Source organism: Trabulsiella guamensis ATCC 49490, from assembly GCF_000734965.1.
Lineage (GTDB): Bacteria > Pseudomonadota > Gammaproteobacteria > Enterobacterales > Enterobacteriaceae > Trabulsiella > Trabulsiella guamensis.
Map to the genome: position 1 here is coordinate 49,741 of NZ_JMTB01000074.1, position 19,469 is coordinate 69,209.

The window sequence follows — 19,469 nt, forward strand, 5'->3', positions numbered from 1 at the left end:
GCTTCGCGTTATTTATTGTGATCTGCGAAGGGGAAATCCACAGCCCGCAGGCGCAAGTTTAAATCTCGTCGGGTGTGCGCAGATTCGTGACAGCAATGCGTTCGCCGCGTTTACGCTCGCGTTCGGACTGCATGTTAGCGCGATAAACCCCCTGATCACCCACCACCCATGAGAGCGGACGACGCTCTTTGCCGATGGATTCCTGCAGCAGCATCAGCGCTTGCATGTAGGCCTCCGGACGTGGCGGGCAGCCAGGAATGTACACATCAACCGGGATAAACTTGTCAACGCCCTGCACAACAGAGTAGATGTCGTACATCCCGCCAGAGTTCGCGCAGGCACCCATGGAAATCACCCATTTCGGCTCGAGCATCTGGTCATAGAGGCGTTGAATGACCGGGGCCATTTTGGTGAAGCAGGTCCCGGCGACAACCATCAGGTCAGCCTGACGCGGAGAAGCACGCAGTACCTCGGCGCCAAAACGCGCAACGTCATGCACAGCAGTGAATGACGTCACCATTTCAACGTAGCAGCAGGACAGGCCAAAGTTATACGGCCAGATTGAGTTCTTGCGGCCCCAGTTAACCATGTCGTGCAGGGCGTGTTCGAGTTTCCCCATGTACACGCTCTTGTTGACTTCTTGCTCCAGGGGGTCGGTTACGATCTCCTGTTTTTGCAGGGGGTAACGGTCGTTCTCACCGTTAGGATCTATGCGGGTGAGCGTATAATCCATCTTATTGCCTCGCTTTTACTGCGTATGACGGTTAGTGGCGCTTTCTGTTTCCGGATTTACCAGCGTGCGACGTGAACGAGCAGGCGTCCAGTCCAGCGCGCCGATACGTACGAGGTAAACCAGACCAGCCAGCAGCACTAAAATGAAAATGGCGGCTTCAACAAAGCCTACCCAGCCGCTTTCACGGATGGAGGTTGACCATGCGTACAGATACAGGGCTTCAACGTCGAAGATGACGAAGAACATGGCAACGAGGTAGAACTTTGCAGAGAGGCGTAAGCGGGCAGAACCTACAGAGTCGATACCCGATTCAAAGGGGGTGTTTTTACTACGCGCGCGTGCGCGACCACCAAGATACCAACCACCAATCAGCATGAAACAACAAAGGCCAATGGCGATGATGAGAAATATAGCGAATGCCCAGTGATGAGCGATGACTTCAGTGGATGTTGACATACGCATTGCTTAACCAAAGTGGTGACGTCAAAAACGCTGCTCTTGCTGGCAGATGAACGCCACATCGATTCATGGGGAGGAACAAAAAACCCAACTAAGATGCCTGCAGTGATTCTCAGGCCGCTAAACGCTGGAGTTTTTTACTCCTTTCTATAACCTTTTGTCAACTTTAACAAAAGTATCCTCACATTAATTTACACGAGACCCATTTCATTAACATTTAATGCGATTTTGTGTAAAAGACCAGAATCGCTATCAGAATTTCCTGTTGTTGAATCGTGTCCGTCCCAAGTGTAAACGAGAATTACCCGCCTATTTTGACAGGATTTCTTCGTGATTCCTCCCCCTAATGAGGAGTATTTTCTTGATCTGTGACACGGTTTTGTTAATTGCCTAATAAAAACAGCAACAATCCCACCGTTTTTTTAACATTAGCAGTTCATACAGAGATGGTGAAATAAAGAAGCGTAAAGAGTGAGAATGGAGAGTTAACCTGCTGAAACGCCTTAACAAAGCACCAGAGCGCGGAAGAGGCGTCAGAGAGCCATGCAAAAAATTGGCCACAGTGCAAAAAATGCAAAACTGTGGCGCATTTCTGGAATTACAATTTGTTACCAGAATGAAGCTAAACGATCACTCAAAACCCGGTTCAAGCGTACGGGTATCGTCTCCCCCTTCAGGGGTATACGTACCGTAGCGATACCAGGGATTATGCTGTTGGCTCAAAGACTGGAAGATGATGTCCACCAGTTCATTATGGCTGTGCAAATTACGGCTCAGCAAATATTCGGTATCGGGTAACACGGGGAGCCCGTCAGTTTTACCTAATACGCGCAGTTCAGGACTCATCATTTCGACCGGACGCGCGGTGACGCCCAGCCCCGCTTTCACCGCAGCGCGCACCGCTGCCAGCGTAGAGGCAACATAGGCCAGACGCCAGGGAATGTGCGCCGCATCCAGCGCCTCAAGAATGAGATCACGAAACGGGCTAGGATCATCAAGCAGTACCAGCGGCACGGGTTCACCGGTTTGCATGACATATTCAGCAGCGCAATACCACAGCGTCGGTGACGTACGCAGAATATGGCTGTCAAATGGCACCAGGCGGTGCGATGTCAACGCCAGATCCACATCGTTATTACGCAGCATATCTGCCATTTCCGCATGACGCTTTACGCGAACATCAAGCGCCAGCTTGGGGTAAACCGAACTAATTCGATTAAGTAAAAACGGCAGGATCGTATCGGCTGACTCATCAGATGCGCCAATCGTCAACGTGCCTTGTAAGTTGCTAAACATTAACGATGTGCATGCTTCGTCGTTAAAGCGAAGGATCTTCCTCGCGTATCCCAGAAGCTGAATGCCGTGCTCCGTCAGCAGCTTATTACGCCCATGGCGGGCGAAAAGCTCCTTCCCCACAAGTTGCTCCAGACGCTGCATCTGCTGGCTGACGGCGGACTGAGTACGACCTACTGCAGACGCTGCAGCAGCGAAAGTATTCAGATCAGCGACCGCCACAAACGTTCTCAGCAGATCGAGGTCGAGATTCAGTATCGGACGATTTGCAGTTATCATGATTCTTCACATACAGGTTGCTCGTGCGGACCTGCCCAGTTAATGCTGTGCTCAAAACTTCAGGCAATTCCATTTGAATCGCGTCGCCGACCGATGAAACTGGCCCGCCGACCGCCTGAAAAGAGCGTTATTGCATTGAATATGCCTGCCTGCTCTGGTGTGAACAGACCCCTTAGCTATTTTTTTGTTTCACAGTGGTTTTTGTAGTTCTTTAAGTTCCTTCATAATTGCATTTACCTTTTAGTAAACATGCAGGTTTCGCAAAAAATCCAGGCATGGTGCCATAAAGAGAAAAGAACTAATCCCCAGTTACAATCAAACAAAATACTATCAATAACAAAGAGTTATGTATGTTCACTTTCAGTTTCTACGTGGCGTAAAGCCATCAGACTGAATAATTAACATCCGTATCCTAACCTAAAGACACTATATTTATAAGTGTATTGAGAAGATACTAACACAAATTTTCTTATAGTTTTCAAAGTTCTTTAATCTAAATAACCAGGCAAATCAACACGCAATGCATTTAATAAATGATGATTAATTGTTTAATTTTTTAATTATTAACATCACTTAACATTACCTTTACAGACAATATTTCAGCAATAACAGACAAAATGGCAATAAAGGTAATTATTCCCTTTTCCCATTTTACGCTTGCGGTCCCCATCCCGGCATAGAGTCTGATAGACGTCATATTTTTTATTCAGCACATAATACAAATAAACTGCAAAGCATCAGCATGTTACGCCACACCTCAGGCGAAACTACACGACATATCGCCACGCATTCTTGCGATCACAGCAAAACAGAGCAGAATAGTTAACCATTTCTCGCAAAATCTTCGTCTGTTGACCCTTCAAAAAACCCCCTGCGGGGAGTACATTATTCCGTGCTGACTTCCACGGCAGGGAGTCACAATAATAGCTAAAAGGTCAACGATTCATGTCCCTCATCGAAAAATCCAGCAAACTTGATAATGTCTGTTACGACATCCGCGGCCCGGTTCTGAAGGAAGCAAAACGTCTTGAAGAAGAAGGCAATAAAGTTCTAAAACTGAATATCGGCAACCCGGCGCCTTTCGGTTTCGACGCCCCTGATGAAATTCTGGTTGATGTGATTCGTAACCTGCCAACGGCGCAGGGGTATTGCGATTCAAAAGGTCTCTATTCCGCCCGTAAAGCCATCATGCAGCATTATCAGGCGCGTGGCATGCGTGATGTGACCGTTGAGGATATCTACATCGGTAATGGCGTTTCCGAACTGATCGTCCAGGCCATGCAAGCGCTGCTGAACAGCGGCGACGAGATGCTGGTACCGGCGCCGGACTACCCACTGTGGACCGCCGCCGTGTCACTCTCCAGCGGTAAAGCGGTGCATTACCTTTGCGATGAGTCGTCCGACTGGTTCCCGGATCTCGACGACATTCGTGCCAAAATCACGCCGCGTACCCGTGGGATCGTGATAATCAACCCGAATAACCCGACCGGGGCCGTCTATTCAAAAGAACTGCTGATGGAGATCGTTGAAATCGCCCGCCAGCATAATCTGATTATTTTCGCTGACGAGATTTACGACAAAATTCTCTATGATGATGCAGAGCATCATTCTATTGCCGCCATGGCACCCGATCTGCTGACGATCACCTTTAACGGCCTGTCGAAAACCTATCGCGTAGCGGGGTTCCGTCAGGGCTGGATGGTACTCAACGGGCCGAAAAAACACGCCAAAGGGTATATCGAAGGACTGGAAATGCTGGCCTCGATGCGCCTGTGTGCGAACGTTCCGGCACAGCACGCCATTCAGACGGCCCTCGGCGGTTATCAGAGCATCAGTGAGTTCATCATGCCAGGCGGCCGCCTGTACGAGCAGCGTAACCGCGCATGGGAACTGATTAACGAAATTCCTGGTGTCTCGTGCATGAAGCCGAAAGGCGCACTCTATATGTTCCCGAAAATTGATGCCAAACGCTTCAATATTCACGACGACCAGAAACTGGTGCTTGATTTCCTGTTACAGGAAAAAGTGCTCCTGGTCCAGGGCACGGCGTTTAACTGGCCGTGGCCGGATCACGTGCGTATAGTGACCCTGCCCCGCCTCGACGAACTGGAAATGTCCATTACCCGCTTCGGTCGATTCCTCTCCGGGTATCATCAATTGTAATCTTCCTGACCGCCGGGGTTTGCATCCGGCGGTCATCTCTGCGCACAATATTCCGAATGCTGTAATTGATTAAGGATCGCTATGAGCCAGAGTCACTTCTTTGCCCATCTTTCACGCCTGAAGTTAATCAATCGTTGGCCGCTGATGCGTAATGTCCGCACGGAGAACGTCTCCGAGCATAGTCTGCAGGTCGCTATGGTGGCGCATGCGCTGGCGGCGATCAAAAACCGTAAATTTGGCGGTCAGTTAAATGCCGATCGCATTGCACTGCTGGCGATGTATCACGACGCCTCCGAAGTGCTGACCGGTGATCTCCCAACGCCAGTGAAGTATTTCAATTCGCAAATCGCGCAGGAATATAAAGCCATCGAAAAAATTGCCCAGCAAAAACTGGTCGATATGGTCCCGGCCGAGTTGCGCGACATCTTCGAACCGCTGATCGATGACCGGCAATACAGCGATGCAGAAAAATCCATTGTGAAACAGGCGGACGCACTCTGCGCCTACCTGAAATGTCTGGAAGAGTTGTCTGCGGGCAATAATGAGTTTCTGCTGGCTAAAGCGCGTCTGGAGAAAACACTGGAATCACGACGCAGCGAAGAAATGGACTACTTCATGCAGGTTTTCGTCCCGAGTTTTCATCTCTCGCTGGATGAAATCAGTCAGGATTCGCCGCTTTAACCGACTGCCGGGCGCCCTGCCCGGCACTCACCTCAGAACGGAAACAGCACCGGGATCAGCAACACACAGACCACCATCACCAGTACGGTGAACGGAATGCCCAGTTTCATAAAATCACTGAATGTATAATTCCCCGGGCCAAGGACCAGCGTGTTCACCGGTGATGAAACCGGCGTCATAAAGGCTGCCGAGGCCGCCATTGCCACTACCATTGCAAACGGATAAGGCGACACCCCCATCGTTTTTGCTGCCGCCAGCGCAATGGGCGCCATCAGCACCGCAGTGGCGGTGTTAGAGATGAACAGGCCAATCACCGCGCACATGACAAACAGACAGACCAGCATCAGATAAGGCCCCTGCTGACCGCCAATATCCATCAATCCACGGACGATCAAATCGACGCCTCCGGTCTTTTGCAGCGCATGAGCGAAAGGCATCATGCCGACAATGAGAATAATGCTCGGCCAGTGAATAGCTTTATAGGCGCTTTCGGCGTCAATACAGCGAAAGCGCCCCATCAGGAGACAGGCCACAATTGCTGCGATAGGATTGGGGATTTCATCGGTGAGCATCAGTGCCACCATCAGCACCAGGCAGAAGATCGCGTGTGGCGCCTGACTGTGCGCCGGTGAGGCTTCGCTCTCTTCAATGGGCATATTGAGTACCACGAAATCGCGCCCGTTCTGCGCCAGCAGGCTAATCTGTTTCCAGTTCCCCACTACCAGCATGATGTCGCCGAGTTGCAGCGGTTCGTCCACTACCGCGCCATCCATTGCCTGACCGCCACGTTTGAGACCCACGATATTCAAACCGTAACGGGTTCGAAAAGCCACTTCACGAACGGTTTTCCCCAGCAGTTCGGATTCCGGGATGAGCGACACTTCCGCCATCCCCACATCCAGCGACTGGTCGGAAAAATATTCTCCGCGCAAGACCATCGGCTCCAACAGTTGCTCGCTGCAAAACTGGCGCAGGTCGACGTCAGCGGCTGACATATCGATCAACAACACATCCCTGGCGCGGAATTCAGAGACACCGTTCACGTTGACAATTACCCGCCGAAAACGCCGCCAGCGCTCCACACCGATAACGTTAGCGCCGTAGCGTTCACGCAGACGCAGATCATCCAGTCGCTGGCCGATCATCGGCGAGCCGGGGCGAATAGCCAGTCGCCTGGCACGGCCGGTCAGGCGGTATTCACGGATGAGATCGCGAAACGACGGTCGTTTCCAGCCGTCACCGGCGGTATCCTGCTTTTCGCCTTTAAGCATAAAGCGCATCAGCAGCATGTAGACGATCCCCATCAGCAGGACCACCAGCCCCAGTGGCGTGACGCTAAAGAACCTGAACCCGTCGAACCCTTCGCGGATCAGCTCACTGTGAATCACGAGATTTGGCGGCGTCGCGACCAGTGTCATCATGCCGCTGATAAGCCCGGCAAAACTTAACGGCATCAGGAGGCGGGATGGCGGGATCTCCATTCGCATTGAGACGCTCAACACGACAGGGATAAAAATGGCGACCACGCCGGTCGAGCTCATAAACGCGCCCAGCCCCGCCACGGTCAGCATCAGGCAGACCAGCATTTTCGTTTCGCTGTTGCCGGCCACTTTAACCAGCCAGGCCCCCATATTGGTGGCAACACCGGTGCGCACGAGGCCGTCACCGATGATAAACAGCGCCGCAATAAGAATAATGTTCGGATCGCTAAAGCCAGAGAAAGCTTCGCTCAGGGTCAGTGTGTCGCTCAATACAAACGCAACAATCACCAGCAATGCCACCGCATCCATGCGCACTTTGCCAGTGGCGAATAACACCACGGCAACCGCCAGCAGGCACAGCACCCAAATAAGTTCACCGTTCACAACGTGTCCTTGTCAGATGTCGGGATGAAAGTAGTAAAGAAAATAGTGCCATAAAAAAGCCCCGCTAATCCGGGGCTATATCATAGGATTATGCTTTTAATGTCACGTTTACCGCACCGTCAGCGTTTTTGGTGATAACCAGCGGTTCCAGCGATGTCAGGATAAAGTCGGCTTCCTGTAAGCGGGGCGCAGTGGCAGGCACATTCACCGCAATAACATGGCACCCGGCAGCAAGGCCAGACAACACGCCGGCCCCCGCATCTTCCACCACCACACATTCCTGCGGTGACAAACCCAACAGTTCGGCACCAAGCAGGTAGGCGTCCGGTTCCGGTTTGCCACGTTTTACACGTTCAGCAGTGATGAACACTTCCGGCGTCGGCAACCCGGCGGCTTTATGACGCGCATGCGCCACAGGGCGCGTTCCGGAGGTGACGATGGCCCACGGAATACCGGCCTCATTAAGCTGATTCAACAGCGCCAGCGCACCAGGCAGTGGCACAATTCCGTCGGTGTCAGTGGCTTCAATGTGTTCTAAGTAAGCGAATTCAGCCTGGATCTCCGCCTCGCTTTTACCGGGTAAGAAGTGACGTAATGACGTGACGGCCTGTTTACCATGGATAAAATTCAGAACTTCATCATGCGCAAGACCGTGACGATCCGCCCAGTGACACCATGACCGCTCAACGATGGGCAGAGAATCCACCAGCGTGCCATCCAGATCAAACAGGAAACCTTTACAGTGCACACGCACCTCCATCAGGAATTAATAATCTGGTCGATTTCGTTGCTGCTCAGATGATACTGCCGCGGGCAGGCGTGCCAGGCCGCCAGCATGCGCTGGTATTTTTCCCACATGGAAGTCTGAGAGTTGAAGCCGTGTGTTCCGGCATCGAAATGGGTATAACGACCTTCGGTATTCACCATAAAGCGTACGTAACTAAGGTAGCGCGCTTCCGTTGCCGCGTCGAAACCGAGAAACGTGACGCGACGTTCGTCGATAATGCTGGGATCTTTCAGATTGGCCCAGGAGACGTGCAGCGCGTGGTACATCTCCATGATGTCGATGATCGTACGACAGGTATCTTCTGTCAGCTGGCCAAATTCACGATCCAGCTCTCTCATTTGCAGCCCATAGCCGCGCTCAATGATCGTCTGCAACCGACGATATTTTTCTGCGTTGTCTGGATCGAGCATCGTCATCATCTTGTACTGGTTCGACAAGATAAGGCGTTGAGCGTTGGTCATTTCCATTTTTTGACTCCTGTTGCGCGTAGGGCATAAAAAAAGACACATAGACTGTGTCTTCTTTATATGCGTTTTTTCGCTTCAATTACAAATCATCGAGGAAAGTTTTGTCCAGTTGTTTGAAGGCGCGCTTAAGCGTGTCAGCTAACGCCTGGTAATCGGGTTTTCCTTCTACCGGCGCGAGCGCCTGCCCGGCTTCCTGCAATTTGCCTCGAACTTCATAAAACCAGTGCAGAATAGTGGGCGGCAGCGGCGTGACAGAGCGCTTCCCTAACCACCACAATCCCTGCATCGGCAGACTCAGCGCGAACAGCGCGGTAGCGACCGCCGGGCCTAACTGCCCGCCAAGAGCGATTTGCCAGCACAGGGTAAAGACCGCAACGGGCGGCATGAGGCGAGTGGCATACGTCGTGGCCCGAATGGCGCGGTTTTCCACAAAAACCGGAGCGAGGCGTTTTTCCATTGGCCACGTCTTTGCATAGTGTTGTCCCCGGCGGAACAAACTGAAAAAATTAACCGGGCGATGGTCTGGTGTCGACATGGCGTTACCTCAACTTCACGAACAAATATTAAAAAAAATGTGCAAACTCACAACTCCGCATGACAACGTTCAAAAGATTTTGTCATTGTCCCTTACGATCGGGTATCCTGTGCCAGCCTGAGATGGGCGTAGACCCACGCATCAGGTTTGTCAAATTATCGCACATTCTGCCGCTGGCTGAAAATTGTGCAAAATGACGTAGAATCAATAAGTATTATTTTCCTTATGCCTTAAAACACCGAAGGCATGATGTTAATCATAAATGTCGATGTCATCCTGCGCTACGCTTTGTGACTCTCTGACGTTTTTTTAGCCACGTATCAAAAGGTACTTCCATGTCGAGTAAGTTAGTACTGGTTCTGAACTGCGGTAGCTCCTCACTGAAATTCGCTATTATCGATGCGATGAACGGTGACGAGTACCTCTCTGGTTTAGCCGAATGTTTCCATCTTCCTGAAGCCCGTATTAAATGGAAAATGGACGGCAGTAAACAAGAGGCGGCTTTAGGCGCAGGCGCCGCTCACAGTGAAGCGTTGAACTTTATCGTTAACACTATTCTGGCACAAAAACCAGAACTGTCCGCACAGCTGACGGCAATTGGTCACCGTATTGTTCACGGTGGCGAAAAATACACCCGTTCCGTGGTGATTGACGATTCCGTGGTTCAGGGTATCAAAGATGCAGCTTCTTTCGCACCGCTGCATAACCCGGCTCACCTGATCGGTATCGCTGAAGCCTTTAAATCCTTCCCGCAGTTGAGAGAAAAGAACGTTGCCGTATTTGACACTGCGTTCCATCAGACCATGCCGGAAGAGTCCTACCTGTATGCCCTGCCGTACAGCCTGTATAAAGAGCACGGCATTCGCCGCTACGGCGCGCACGGCACCAGCCACTTTTATGTGACCCAGGAAGCAGCAAAAGTGCTGAACAAGCCGGTTGATGAACTGAACATTATCACCTGCCACCTGGGCAACGGCGGTTCTGTTAGCGCGATCCGCAACGGTAAATGCGTCGATACCTCTATGGGTCTGACCCCGCTGGAAGGTCTGGTGATGGGTACCCGTTCCGGTGATATCGATCCGGCTATCGTGTTCCACCTGCATGACACCCTGGGCATGAGCGTTGATCAAATCAACAAACTGCTGACCAAAGAATCCGGCCTGCTGGGCCTGACCGAAGTCACCAGCGACTGCCGTTATGTTGAAGACAACTACACGAGCAAAGAAGACGCTAAACGCGCAATGGACGTTTACTGCCACCGTCTGGCGAAATACATTGGTTCTTACACAGCGCTGATGGATGGCCGTCTGGATGCAGTCGTCTTCACCGGTGGTATCGGTGAAAACGCGGCGATGGTTCGCGAGCTTTCCCTGGGCAAACTGGGCGTACTTGGCTTCGAGGTTGATCACGAACGTAACCTGGCTGCCCGTTTCGGCAAGTCTGGTTTCATCAACAAAGAAGGCACCCGTCCGGCTGTGGTCATTCCGACCAACGAAGAACTGGTTATCGCGCAAGATGCCAGCCGTCTTACCGCCTGATTCCACACCGCCAGCCAACGCTGGCGGTGCTGTTTTGTATCCCGCCGAAACATGTCGGCGGTAACGAAAGAGGATAAATCGTGTCCCGTATTATTATGCTCATCCCAACCGGAACCAGCGTCGGTCTGACCAGCGTCAGCCTCGGGGTTATCCGGGCAATGGAACGTAAAGGCGTACGCCTGAGCGTGTTTAAACCAATCGCCCAGCCTCGTGCTGGTGGCGATGCGCCTGACCAGACCACCACCATCGTGCGGGCAAAATCTAACCTGCCTGCGGCTGAACCGCTGAAAATGAGCCATGTTGAATCTCTGCTCTCCAGCAATCAGAAAGACGTGCTGATGGAAGAGATCATCGCAAACTACCACGCGAACACCAAAGACGCGGAAGTGGTGCTGGTTGAAGGTTTGGTTCCGACCCGCAAACATCAGTTTGCGCAGTCCCTGAACTACGAAATCGCAAAAACGCTGAATGCGGAAATCATCTTTGTGATGTCTCAGGGCACCGACACCCCGGAACAGCTGAAAGAGCGTATCGAACTGACCCGCAGCAGCTTCGGCGGTTCGAAGAATACCAACATCACTGGCGTGATTATCAACAAACTGAACGCGCCGGTTGATGAACTGGGCCGTACCCGCCCTGACCTGTCCGAGATTTTTGACGACTCGTCCAAAGCGCAGGTCGTGAAAATCGATCCGGCGCAATTAAAAGATTCCAGTCCGCTGCCGATCCTCGGCGTGGTGCCGTGGAGCTTTGATCTGACCGCCACCCGCGCGATCGACATGGCTCGCCACCTGAATGCCACCATCATTAACGAAGGTGACATCGCTACTCGCCGCGTGAAATCCGTCACCTTCTGCGCACGCAGTATTCCGCACATGCTGGAACACTTCCGCCCGGGTTCACTGCTGGTGACTTCCGCTGACCGTCCTGATGTACTGGTTGCCGCCTGCCTCGCCGCCATGAACGGCGTTGAAATTGGTGCGCTGCTGCTGACCGGTGGCTATGACATGGATGCGCCGATCGCCAAACTGTGCGAACGCGCCTTCGCTACTGGCCTGCCGGTATTCATGGTGAACACAAATACCTGGCAGACGTCACTGAGCCTGCAGAGCTTTAACCTCGAAGTGCCAGTAGACGACACCGCACGTATCGAGAAAGTGCAGGAATACGTTGCTGATTACATCGACGCCGAGTGGATTGATTCCCTGTCTGCTACCTCCGAGCGTAGCCGCCGCCTCTCTCCGCCAGCGTTCCGCTACCAGCTGACTGAACTGGCGCGTAAAGCAGGCAAACGCGTTGTGCTGCCGGAAGGCGACGAACCGCGTACCGTGAAAGCTGCCGCTATCTGTGCCGAACGTGGCATCGCAACCTGTGTGCTGCTGGGTAACCCGGAAGCCATCAACCGCGTGGCAGCTGACCAGGGCGTTGAACTGGGTACAGGCATCGAAATCGTCGATCCAGACGTAGTACGCGAAAGCTACGTTGCGCGTCTGGTTGAGCTGCGTAAGAACAAAGGTATGACCGAAGCGGTTGCGCGTGAGCAACTGGAAGACAACGTGGTGCTCGGCACACTGATGCTGGAGCAGGATGAAGTTGACGGTCTGGTTTCCGGTGCCGTTCATACCACCGCAAACACCATTCGTCCGCCGCTGCAGCTGATCAAAACCGCACCGGGCAGTTCACTGGTTTCTTCTGTGTTCTTCATGCTGCTGCCGGAACAGGTTTACGTCTACGGCGACTGCGCCATCAACCCCGATCCGACCGCAGAACAGCTGGCCGAAATCGCCATTCAGTCTGCTGACTCGGCGATTGCCTTCGGTATTGAACCACGCGTCGCGATGCTCTCCTACTCCACCGGCACCTCAGGTGCAGGCAGTGACGTAGAGAAAGTGCGCGAAGCAACGCGTCTGGCACAGGAAAAACGCCCTGACCTGATGATCGATGGTCCGCTGCAGTATGATGCTGCGGTCATGGCTGACGTGGCGAAATCCAAAGCCCCGAACTCACCGGTTGCCGGTCGCGCTACTGTGTTCATCTTCCCGGATCTGAACACCGGTAACACCACCTACAAAGCGGTACAGCGTTCTGCCGACCTGATCTCCATCGGGCCGATGCTGCAGGGTATGCGCAAGCCAGTTAACGACCTGTCCCGTGGCGCGCTGGTTGACGATATCGTCTATACCATTGCACTGACCGCGATTCAGTCGTCTCAGCAGTAATATTTGTCTGATAAAAAGGCGACCTCATGGTCGCCTTTTTATTTACAACAGCTCTCTCGCCGCCTTCACAATATCATCCGCTGTCAATCCATATTCATGCTGGAGAAACTCCTGCGTACCGACCTGTCCATAGCGTTCTTTCACCCCGACGCGACGCATCGGCACCGGACAGGTTTCCACCAGTACTTCCGCTACCGCTGACCCCAGCCCATTGTGAATGCTGTGGTTCTCGCAGGTGACAATGCGTCCGGTTTTCTCGGCGTAATTCTTCACCAGCATGCGGTCAATAGGCTTGAGCGTGAACATATCAATAACCGCCGCGCTGATACCGTCACGCTCCAGTCGCCGTGCCGCCTCCTGCGCCTCCGCCACCATAATGCCGTTAGCAATAAGGGTGATATCGTCGCCTTCACGCAATACGTTGCCTTTGCCAATAGTGAAGCTGGAGCCTTCCGCATAAACGGTTGGCGCCTGTTTGCGGATGGTACGTACCCAGTAGAAGCCCTCAAGATCGATCAGCTGATTCAGGATGTCTTTAAACATTACCGCATCCGTCACCTCGATCACCACTGAATGCGCCAGACCGCGTACAATGCCCATATCCTCGAACGACATATGCGTCCCACCGTTATGGCAAGCGGTCACACCCGCATCCGAGGCGATGACTTTGACATTATTGCGCTGATAATCCAGTGCCATAAATAACTGATCAAAACAGCGGCGACTGGCGAAAGCAGTAAAGGTATGTACAAACGGTTTTCGTCCGGTCAACGACAGCCCTGCCGCAGTGCCTATCACATTCGCTTCCATGATCCCGCAGTTAATGACATGATCCGGGAACTGACGCTGCACGCCGTCCATCGCCATTGAGCTCATCAGATCCGCTTCCAGCGCGATTATCCCGCTCTCCGCTTTGATCTGCTCCGTGACAAACCCGGCGTATACTTTGCGCATTTCGGTTACGTCTTTACCCCCGACCGGGGCGACCTTAATCATGCGTGGCCTCCAGTTGCTCAATGGTCTCGTTAAGCGCCTTTCTCGATTCCTCGGTGAGACGCAGATGGTGAGAGTTGCTTAACTGCTCCAGATATGGCACGCCCTGCCCTTTGATGCTGTCGAGGATCACCAGCCGCGGCCGTGCATCGGCAGCCAGTACCGGTTTAGCAATCGCCTGCAGGGCCGGGATGTCATCGCCTTTCACAGTGTGGACATCAAAACCGAAAGCGTGAAATTTCCCTTCCAGATCGAACGGGTTGATGATCGTATCCAGTTCGCCATCCAGTTGCTGTTTATTCCAGTCAACGAACACCAGCAGGTTATTGAGCTTATGATGGGCGATAAACTGAAACGCTTCCCAGCATTGCCCTTCATTCAGCTCTCCATCACCCACGATGCAGAAGACGCGGTTTGACCGCCCGGCGAGCTTGTGCGACAGCGCCATCCCGGCAGCGATAGAAATTCCCTGACCGAGCGATCCTGTCGTGGCATCAACGCCGCGGGTTTTCAGTCTGTCCGGATGGCTCGGCAGCCGCGTACCGTTCTGGTTGAGCGTGCTCAGCTCTTCCATCGGGAAATAGCCTTTAATCGCCAGCGTACTGTAGAGCGCCGGGCCGGCATGTCCTTTTGACAGGACAAAATAATCCCGCTCAGGCCAGTCCGGGTCGGCCGGGTCGATACGCATCACGTCGCCGTAAAGTACTGCCAGCGTTTCGATAACCGACATGCTGCCGCCGTAGTGGCCAAAACCGAGCTGTGTCAGCGATTTCAGCGTCGCCACACGAATGTCCCGGGCCAGTTGAATAAGTTCAGCAGACATTATGATTTCGCTCCTGTGTCTTGTCGGGCGCCGTTGCCCGTTGATTTACCTCTCACCACGTTGTAAATCACCAGAATGACGAACAGCGCGACGACAACACCGGTAATTGCCAGCGGCGAGAGATAACGCGCCAGATTACCAAGCAGGATCCCGACGGCACCGAAATCCGCATCTGAGAAGGTGGTATTGGCAAAGCCCAGCGCACCCAGCACCGGCAGCAGCAGAACCGGCAGGAAGGTGATTAGCAGACCGTTGGCAAACGCACCCAGCATTGCGCCACGACGACCGCCAGTGGCGTTACCAAATACGCCCGCTGTCGCGCCGGTGAAGAAGTGCGGCACCACGCCTGGCAGGATCAGCACCAGTTTCATCTGCCCCAGCAGGAAAAGCCCCACCAGCCCGCCAAGGAAACTGAACAGAAAGCCTATCAACACCGCGTTAGGCGCATAGGGATAAACCACCGGGCAATCCAGCGCCGGACGGGCGTTCGGCACCAGTTTTTCGGAAAAACCGGTAAACGCCGGGACGATTTCCGCGAGGATCAACCGCACACCCTGCAGGATAATGAACACGCCAGCCGCAAAGGTAATCGCCATAATGATGGCGTAAACGAGGTAGTTCTGACCGGCACTAAGCTGACCTTCGACATACTCGCGTCCGGCACTCACCGCCATGATCAGGTAGATAATCATCATGGTGAGGGAAATGGAGATGGAACTGTCGCGCAGGAAACTGAGGTTTTTCGGCAAATTCATCTCTTCGGTGGAGCGTGAACCTTTGCCACACAGACTGCCAATCCAGCCGGAAAGCACATAACCGAGGGTGCCGAAGTGACCAAATGCAATGTCATCGTTACCGGTGATGCGCTTCATATACCGTTGCGCCAGCGCCGGGAAGAACGCCATGACCAGACCGAGGATCAATGAACCGGTAAAGACCAGCCCCACGCCCTCAAAGCCTGCCACTGTCAGGATCACACCAATCATGCACGCCATGTAAAAGGTGTGGTGCCCGGTGAGGAAGATGTATTTCAACCGGGTAAAACGGGCGACGATGATGTTTGCCACCATCCCGAAAGCCATAATAAGCGCCGTCGACGCCCCGTATTTTTCCAGCGCAATAGACACGATCGCTTCGTTATTCGGGATAATGCCCTGAATATTAAACGCGTGTTCAAACATGCCGCCTAACGGGTTTAACGAACCCACTAATACGGATGCGCCGCCGCCCAGAACAATAAACCCAAGGATGGTCTTAATTGTGCCTTTAATCACATCAGAAAATGACTTCTTTTGCGCAACAAGACCAATTAACGCAATTAACCCTACCAGTACCGAGGGCACCTTTAAAATATCAACAACAAAATTCAGCGTTTCAAGGATAAACATATCCGCCTCGCTTATTAACGTTATTGTTTGTTAAAATAATCGCTCAGTTTTGCTTCGAGCTCGTTGATATCAATAATATTGTTGAGCACCACCAGTTGATGGTCCGGGACGCTGGCGCTGGCGGCGATATCCTTTGCCATCACAAACAAATCGGCCGCACCGGGGGTGGCTGAGGAGAGGTCGGAGTGCTCTACCTCAGCCTCAATATTTATTTTCTTGAGTACTTTTTTAATATTCATTTCGACCATGAAACTGCTGCCCAGACCGGAGCCGCATATCGCCATAATTTTCATTATTGTCACCTGTTTTTGGGTAGAGTACGAGCACACGACGCGATAACACGTCATGAAATTATTGTCTGGCACGGGTTCTAATCAGAAGCGTAATATAATTGTTTTTATTTCCTCCCGGCTATTTGCCTGATGTAATTGTTGTAAATCTTCATCACTGGAAAATAATTCGGCAAGCGCTGAGATCATTTCGATATGGCTGTGGCTGTCGGGTGCCGCCAGCATCACAATCACGTCGACAGGATCGAATTCCCCTGCCCCGAACGACACCCCCTGTTTTAGCTTCAGCAGGGACAACCCCATACCTCTGGCGCCTTCCTCTGGACGCGCATGCGGCATAGCCAGACCCGGCGCCAGCACGTAATACGGCCCGAGATTCTGATGCAGCGCGATGATTGCGGTCACGTAATCCGGCGTGATCGTTCCGTTATCCAGCAGCGGTCTGGCACAGAGTTCAACCGCCTGCTTCCAGTCAGCGACCGACTCCTCAAGTAAAATCGTCCCGTCATGGATCCACTGTCTTAGCATTCCGTTCTCCTTTCGCTAACAAGGTGAACAAACTTTATGCAAGGGCGAGACGACTAACCGTGATGGCAATCACAAAGATAGCGCTACCAAAAAAGCACAGAACAAATTTGTGATAGCGCTATCAAATTACAATCATTGCGCAATTACGCAGCAAAAAGAGCAATTTCCGGCGTATACTGCTTGCACTTAATGTTGTGATTTCAGTCAGGATGAAGCATGTCACTTACCCGAAAACGTCGTAGTACTGGCAAAGTCACTCTTGCGGATGTCGCGCAACTTGCCGGTGTGGGAACGATGACGGTATCCCGGGCGCTGCGTACGCCTGAACAGGTTTCCGACAAGCTACGAGAAAAAATTGAAGCGGCGGTCGAGACACTGGGTTATATGCCCAATCTGGCAGCCAGCGCCCTTGCCTCCGCGTCCTCCTGGACTATTGCAATGGTAGTTCCCAATCTGGGAGAGTCAGGATGTGCCGAGATGTTCGCCGGTCTGCAGGAAGTGCTACAACCGGCGGGCTACCAGATTATGCTGGCGGAGTCGCGCCATCGTCTCGAACAGGAAGAAAAACTGCTGGAAACGCTACTGGCTTCTAATATTGCCGCCGCCGTGCTGCTGAGCGTTGAGCACAGCGACACCGTCAGGCAGTGGCTGAAAAACGCCTCGATTCCGGTCATGGAAATTGGCGCGACCCGCGCGGATCCCATCGACATGAACATTGGTATCGACAACGTCGCCGCCATGTTTGAACTGACGCAAACCGTTATTCAGCGCGGCTACCAGAATATTGGTCTGCTGTGCGCCAATCAGGAACAGTGGATTTTCCAGCAGCACCTTCAGGGCTGGTACAAAGCCATGATGCGCCATCATATGTCGCCGAATCGAGTGATCAACGCTGCCGCGCCGCCGACGTTCTCCACGGGCGCGTCGCAATTACCGGAGTTTATTCTGGCCTGGCCGGAACTGGATGCGCTGGTCTGTGTGTCAGACGAACTGGCGTGTGGTGCGCTGTACGAATGTCAGCGTCGGCGCATCAAAGTGCCTGACGACTTAGCGATTGTGGGATTTGGCGACAGCGACGTCAGCCGGGTGTGCCAGCCACCACTAACCACGATGGCGGTGCCGCACCGGAAAATTGGCATTGAGGCCGGACGCGCCTTACTGGCGCGCCTGAATGACGGAAACTGGACGGAACATACTCCTATCGCGTCAAAATTGTGTCTGCGCGACAGTTGCTGACGGTTTACTCTGCTTCCTCGGCCTTCGCGGTTTCATTGTTGGCATTGCGGCTCATCCAGAGCGCCAGCGCTTTCAGTGAATCAGGGGTAAACTCATCACAGCGGGCGGTGATCTCTTCCGGCGTCATCCAGCAGACCTCGCTGACTTCCTCTTCCTGAAGGGCAAAAGGCCCGTGAGATACACAGCTAAAAAGGCTGCCCCATACGCGGCAGTTTTTGTCTTCAAAATAGAACTGACCGTGGTCAGCAAATGGCACCCCGGCGATACCAAGTTCTTCTTCCGCTTCACGACGTGCGGACTCCAGTAGTTGTTCGTCGGCCTGCACCACACCTCCTGCGGTGGCATCCAGCATGCCTGGCATGAAATCCTTAATCTCGGTGCGGCGCTGCACCAGAATTTTCCCCATGCCGTCATGAACCACAATATAGGTAGCGCGATGCCGTAAGCACTGCGCGCGCATCTGAGCGCGGCTGGCCTGCGCGATCACCTCGTTATCTTCACTTACGATATCCACCCATTCTGTGCTTGCCAAAGAACTCTGATCCACCATCGGGAAACCTTCTGTCATAGCGCTCTTACGGCGCGTTTTACGGTTGCGGGTAAGTTACGGGTTAATCGCTACCTGTGCAATAACCTGTTGGTCATTGAGTGCTAAAACCTGCAAATAATCGTGCTCCAGCACCCCGTAACTGGCGACAAAGCCTCCTTTGGGAAGGCTGACTGAACCGGGATTAAAATGGATGATCCCGTCGCGTTTTTCCGCGACCGGAATATGAGTATGACCGGAAACCAGCACATCGCCAGCGGCAAGCGCTGGCAGGTTGTCCGGACCAAAGAGATGCCCATGGGTCAAAAACAGGCGTTGACGCCCGGTCAGGACCTGTTGCCAGGGCGCGGTAATGGGGAAGTTGAGCAGCATCTGATCCACTTCACTGTCACAGTTGCCGCGAACCGCAATAATGCGTGATGCCTGCGCGTTCAGTTTTTCAGCGACTTCGGAGGGCGCATAGCCTTCCGGCAGGGCATTGCGCGGCCCGTGGTACAGCAGATCGCCGAGCAATATCAGCCACTGCGCGCCACTTTGCGCGAAGTATTCAAGCACGCGCTCCGTTGCGGGCAACGAACCGTGGATGTCCGATGCAAACATTAATTTCATATGCTTTCCCTCCACCAAAACCGCGTTATTTTAACG

19 protein-coding genes are annotated in these 19,469 nt (G+C 52.9%); 5 read left to right on the forward strand and 14 right to left on the reverse strand.

Translation table 11 applies throughout. The features are described 5' to 3' along the window. Window positions 1–58: 58 nt before the first annotated feature. From nuoB to lrhA, 3 genes are all read right to left on the reverse strand, one after another. Window positions 59–733, reverse strand: coding sequence for an NADH-quinone oxidoreductase subunit NuoB (gene nuoB / locus GTGU_RS10760; protein WP_002913178.1), 675 nt, complete (start codon window positions 731–733; stop codon window positions 59–61). 15 nt (window positions 734–748) lie between these two features. Then, window positions 749–1,195, reverse strand: a complete 447-nt coding sequence (gene nuoA / locus GTGU_RS10765) for an NADH-quinone oxidoreductase subunit NuoA (protein ID WP_038156626.1) — start codon at window positions 1,193–1,195, stop codon at window positions 749–751. A gap of 627 nt (window positions 1,196–1,822) precedes the next feature. Further along, a complete protein-coding gene (lrhA, locus tag GTGU_RS10770) occupies window positions 1,823–2,764 on the reverse strand; it encodes a transcriptional regulator LrhA (RefSeq protein WP_038156629.1) in 942 nt (313 codons plus the stop codon). Between the two features lie 945 nt (window positions 2,765–3,709). Between lrhA and alaA the strand changes: the two genes are divergently transcribed. Both alaA and yfbR read left to right on the forward strand, forming a co-directional pair. Then, entirely contained in the window at window positions 3,710–4,927 is a 1,218-nt protein-coding gene (gene alaA, locus GTGU_RS10775) for an alanine transaminase AlaA (protein ID WP_038156631.1), read from the forward strand. An 81-nt stretch (window positions 4,928–5,008) separates the two neighbouring features. Further along, complete coding sequence (gene yfbR / locus GTGU_RS10780; protein ID WP_038156633.1) at window positions 5,009–5,608, forward strand: 5'-deoxynucleotidase; 600 nt, start codon at window positions 5,009–5,011, stop codon at window positions 5,606–5,608. 32 nt (window positions 5,609–5,640) lie between these two features. On the opposite strand, the gene GTGU_RS10785 is transcribed toward yfbR, so the two are convergent. From GTGU_RS10785 to yfbV, 4 genes are all read right to left on the reverse strand, one after another. Next, window positions 5,641–7,473 (reverse strand): SLC13 family permease, encoded by a 1,833-nt coding sequence (locus GTGU_RS10785; RefSeq protein ID WP_038156635.1) that lies wholly within the window; start codon window positions 7,471–7,473, stop codon window positions 5,641–5,643. A gap of 88 nt (window positions 7,474–7,561) precedes the next feature. Continuing rightward, window positions 7,562–8,221 carry a sugar phosphatase gene (locus GTGU_RS10790; protein ID WP_038156710.1) on the reverse strand — a complete coding sequence of 220 codons (660 nt, stop codon included), beginning with the start codon at window positions 8,219–8,221 and terminating at the stop codon, window positions 7,562–7,564. An 11-nt stretch (window positions 8,222–8,232) separates the two neighbouring features. Further along, window positions 8,233–8,727, reverse strand: a complete 495-nt coding sequence (locus GTGU_RS10795; RefSeq protein ID WP_038156637.1) for a YfbU family protein — start codon at window positions 8,725–8,727, stop codon at window positions 8,233–8,235. A 79-nt stretch (window positions 8,728–8,806) separates the two neighbouring features. Then, window positions 8,807–9,262 (reverse strand): terminus macrodomain insulation protein YfbV, encoded by a 456-nt coding sequence (gene yfbV, locus GTGU_RS10800; RefSeq protein WP_038156640.1) that lies wholly within the window; start codon window positions 9,260–9,262, stop codon window positions 8,807–8,809. Between the two features lie 335 nt (window positions 9,263–9,597). Between yfbV and ackA the strand changes: the two genes are divergently transcribed. Both ackA and pta read left to right on the forward strand, forming a co-directional pair. After that, entirely contained in the window at window positions 9,598–10,800 is a 1,203-nt protein-coding gene (ackA, locus tag GTGU_RS10805; RefSeq protein ID WP_038156643.1) for an acetate kinase, read from the forward strand. A gap of 80 nt (window positions 10,801–10,880) precedes the next feature. Further along, complete coding sequence (gene pta, locus GTGU_RS10810) at window positions 10,881–13,019, forward strand: phosphate acetyltransferase (RefSeq protein ID WP_038156645.1); 2,139 nt, start codon at window positions 10,881–10,883, stop codon at window positions 13,017–13,019. A 42-nt stretch (window positions 13,020–13,061) separates the two neighbouring features. Here pta and GTGU_RS10815 read toward each other — a convergent pair whose 3' ends face one another. The 5 genes from GTGU_RS10815 to GTGU_RS10835 form a co-directional block, all read right to left on the reverse strand. Next, complete coding sequence (locus GTGU_RS10815) at window positions 13,062–14,015, reverse strand: transketolase family protein (protein WP_038156647.1); 954 nt, start codon at window positions 14,013–14,015, stop codon at window positions 13,062–13,064. Then, complete coding sequence (locus tag GTGU_RS10820; RefSeq protein ID WP_038156650.1) at window positions 14,008–14,835, reverse strand: transketolase; 828 nt, start codon at window positions 14,833–14,835, stop codon at window positions 14,008–14,010. Before GTGU_RS10820 ends, GTGU_RS10815 begins: the two co-directional genes overlap by 8 nt. Further along, window positions 14,835–16,223 (reverse strand): PTS ascorbate transporter subunit IIC, encoded by a 1,389-nt coding sequence (locus tag GTGU_RS10825; RefSeq protein ID WP_038156652.1) that lies wholly within the window; start codon window positions 16,221–16,223, stop codon window positions 14,835–14,837. The genes GTGU_RS10820 and GTGU_RS10825 overlap by 1 nt, the downstream gene beginning before the upstream one ends. Before the next feature lie 20 nt (window positions 16,224–16,243). Next, window positions 16,244–16,516, reverse strand: coding sequence for a PTS sugar transporter subunit IIB (locus tag GTGU_RS10830; RefSeq protein WP_038156654.1), 273 nt, complete (start codon window positions 16,514–16,516; stop codon window positions 16,244–16,246). 81 nt (window positions 16,517–16,597) lie between these two features. Next, window positions 16,598–17,041 (reverse strand): PTS sugar transporter subunit IIA, encoded by a 444-nt coding sequence (locus GTGU_RS10835; protein WP_038156657.1) that lies wholly within the window; start codon window positions 17,039–17,041, stop codon window positions 16,598–16,600. A gap of 216 nt (window positions 17,042–17,257) precedes the next feature. Between GTGU_RS10835 and GTGU_RS10840 the strand changes: the two genes are divergently transcribed. Continuing rightward, window positions 17,258–18,277: a LacI family DNA-binding transcriptional regulator gene (locus GTGU_RS10840; protein ID WP_038156659.1), complete on the forward strand. Its 1,020-nt coding sequence runs from the start codon at window positions 17,258–17,260 to the stop codon at window positions 18,275–18,277. A gap of 4 nt (window positions 18,278–18,281) precedes the next feature. Here the strand turns inward: GTGU_RS10840 and yfcD are convergent, their stop codons facing one another. Both yfcD and yfcE read right to left on the reverse strand, forming a co-directional pair. Continuing rightward, window positions 18,282–18,824: an NUDIX hydrolase YfcD gene (yfcD, locus tag GTGU_RS10845; protein ID WP_156964129.1), complete on the reverse strand. Its 543-nt coding sequence runs from the start codon at window positions 18,822–18,824 to the stop codon at window positions 18,282–18,284. Window positions 18,825–18,881: 57 nt separating this feature from the next. Next, the gene (yfcE, locus tag GTGU_RS10850; RefSeq protein WP_038156665.1) at window positions 18,882–19,433 is read right to left on the reverse strand and encodes a phosphodiesterase; all 552 of its coding nucleotides are present in this window, start codon (window positions 19,431–19,433) and stop codon (window positions 18,882–18,884) included. Between the last annotated feature and the right edge of the window lie 36 nt (window positions 19,434–19,469).

Coding starts and splice junctions, on each gene's coding strand:
- GTGU_RS10825 (WP_038156652.1), bottom strand. CDS start 16,223: ATGTTTATCCTTGAAACGCTGAATTTTGTTGTTGATATTTTAAAGGTG.
- yfcE (WP_038156665.1), bottom strand. CDS start 19,433: ATGAAATTAATGTTTGCATCGGACATCCACGGTTCGTTGCCCGCAACG.
- nuoA (WP_038156626.1), bottom strand. CDS start 1,195: ATGCGTATGTCAACATCCACTGAAGTCATCGCTCATCACTGGGCATTC.
- ackA (WP_038156643.1), top strand. CDS start 9,598: ATGTCGAGTAAGTTAGTACTGGTTCTGAACTGCGGTAGCTCCTCACTG.
- lrhA (WP_038156629.1), bottom strand. CDS start 2,764: ATGATAACTGCAAATCGTCCGATACTGAATCTCGACCTCGATCTGCTG.
- GTGU_RS10830 (WP_038156654.1), bottom strand. CDS start 16,516: ATGAAAATTATGGCGATATGCGGCTCCGGTCTGGGCAGCAGTTTCATG.
- GTGU_RS10820 (WP_038156650.1), bottom strand. CDS start 14,835: ATGTCTGCTGAACTTATTCAACTGGCCCGGGACATTCGTGTGGCGACG.
- GTGU_RS10815 (WP_038156647.1), bottom strand. CDS start 14,015: ATGATTAAGGTCGCCCCGGTCGGGGGTAAAGACGTAACCGAAATGCGC.
- nuoB (WP_002913178.1), bottom strand. CDS start 733: ATGGATTATACGCTCACCCGCATAGATCCTAACGGTGAGAACGACCGT.
- alaA (WP_038156631.1), top strand. CDS start 3,710: ATGTCCCTCATCGAAAAATCCAGCAAACTTGATAATGTCTGTTACGAC.
- yfbV (WP_038156640.1), bottom strand. CDS start 9,262: ATGTCGACACCAGACCATCGCCCGGTTAATTTTTTCAGTTTGTTCCGC.
- GTGU_RS10840 (WP_038156659.1), top strand. CDS start 17,258: ATGTCACTTACCCGAAAACGTCGTAGTACTGGCAAAGTCACTCTTGCG.
- yfbR (WP_038156633.1), top strand. CDS start 5,009: ATGAGCCAGAGTCACTTCTTTGCCCATCTTTCACGCCTGAAGTTAATC.
- GTGU_RS10795 (WP_038156637.1), bottom strand. CDS start 8,727: ATGGAAATGACCAACGCTCAACGCCTTATCTTGTCGAACCAGTACAAG.
- GTGU_RS10835 (WP_038156657.1), bottom strand. CDS start 17,041: ATGCTAAGACAGTGGATCCATGACGGGACGATTTTACTTGAGGAGTCG.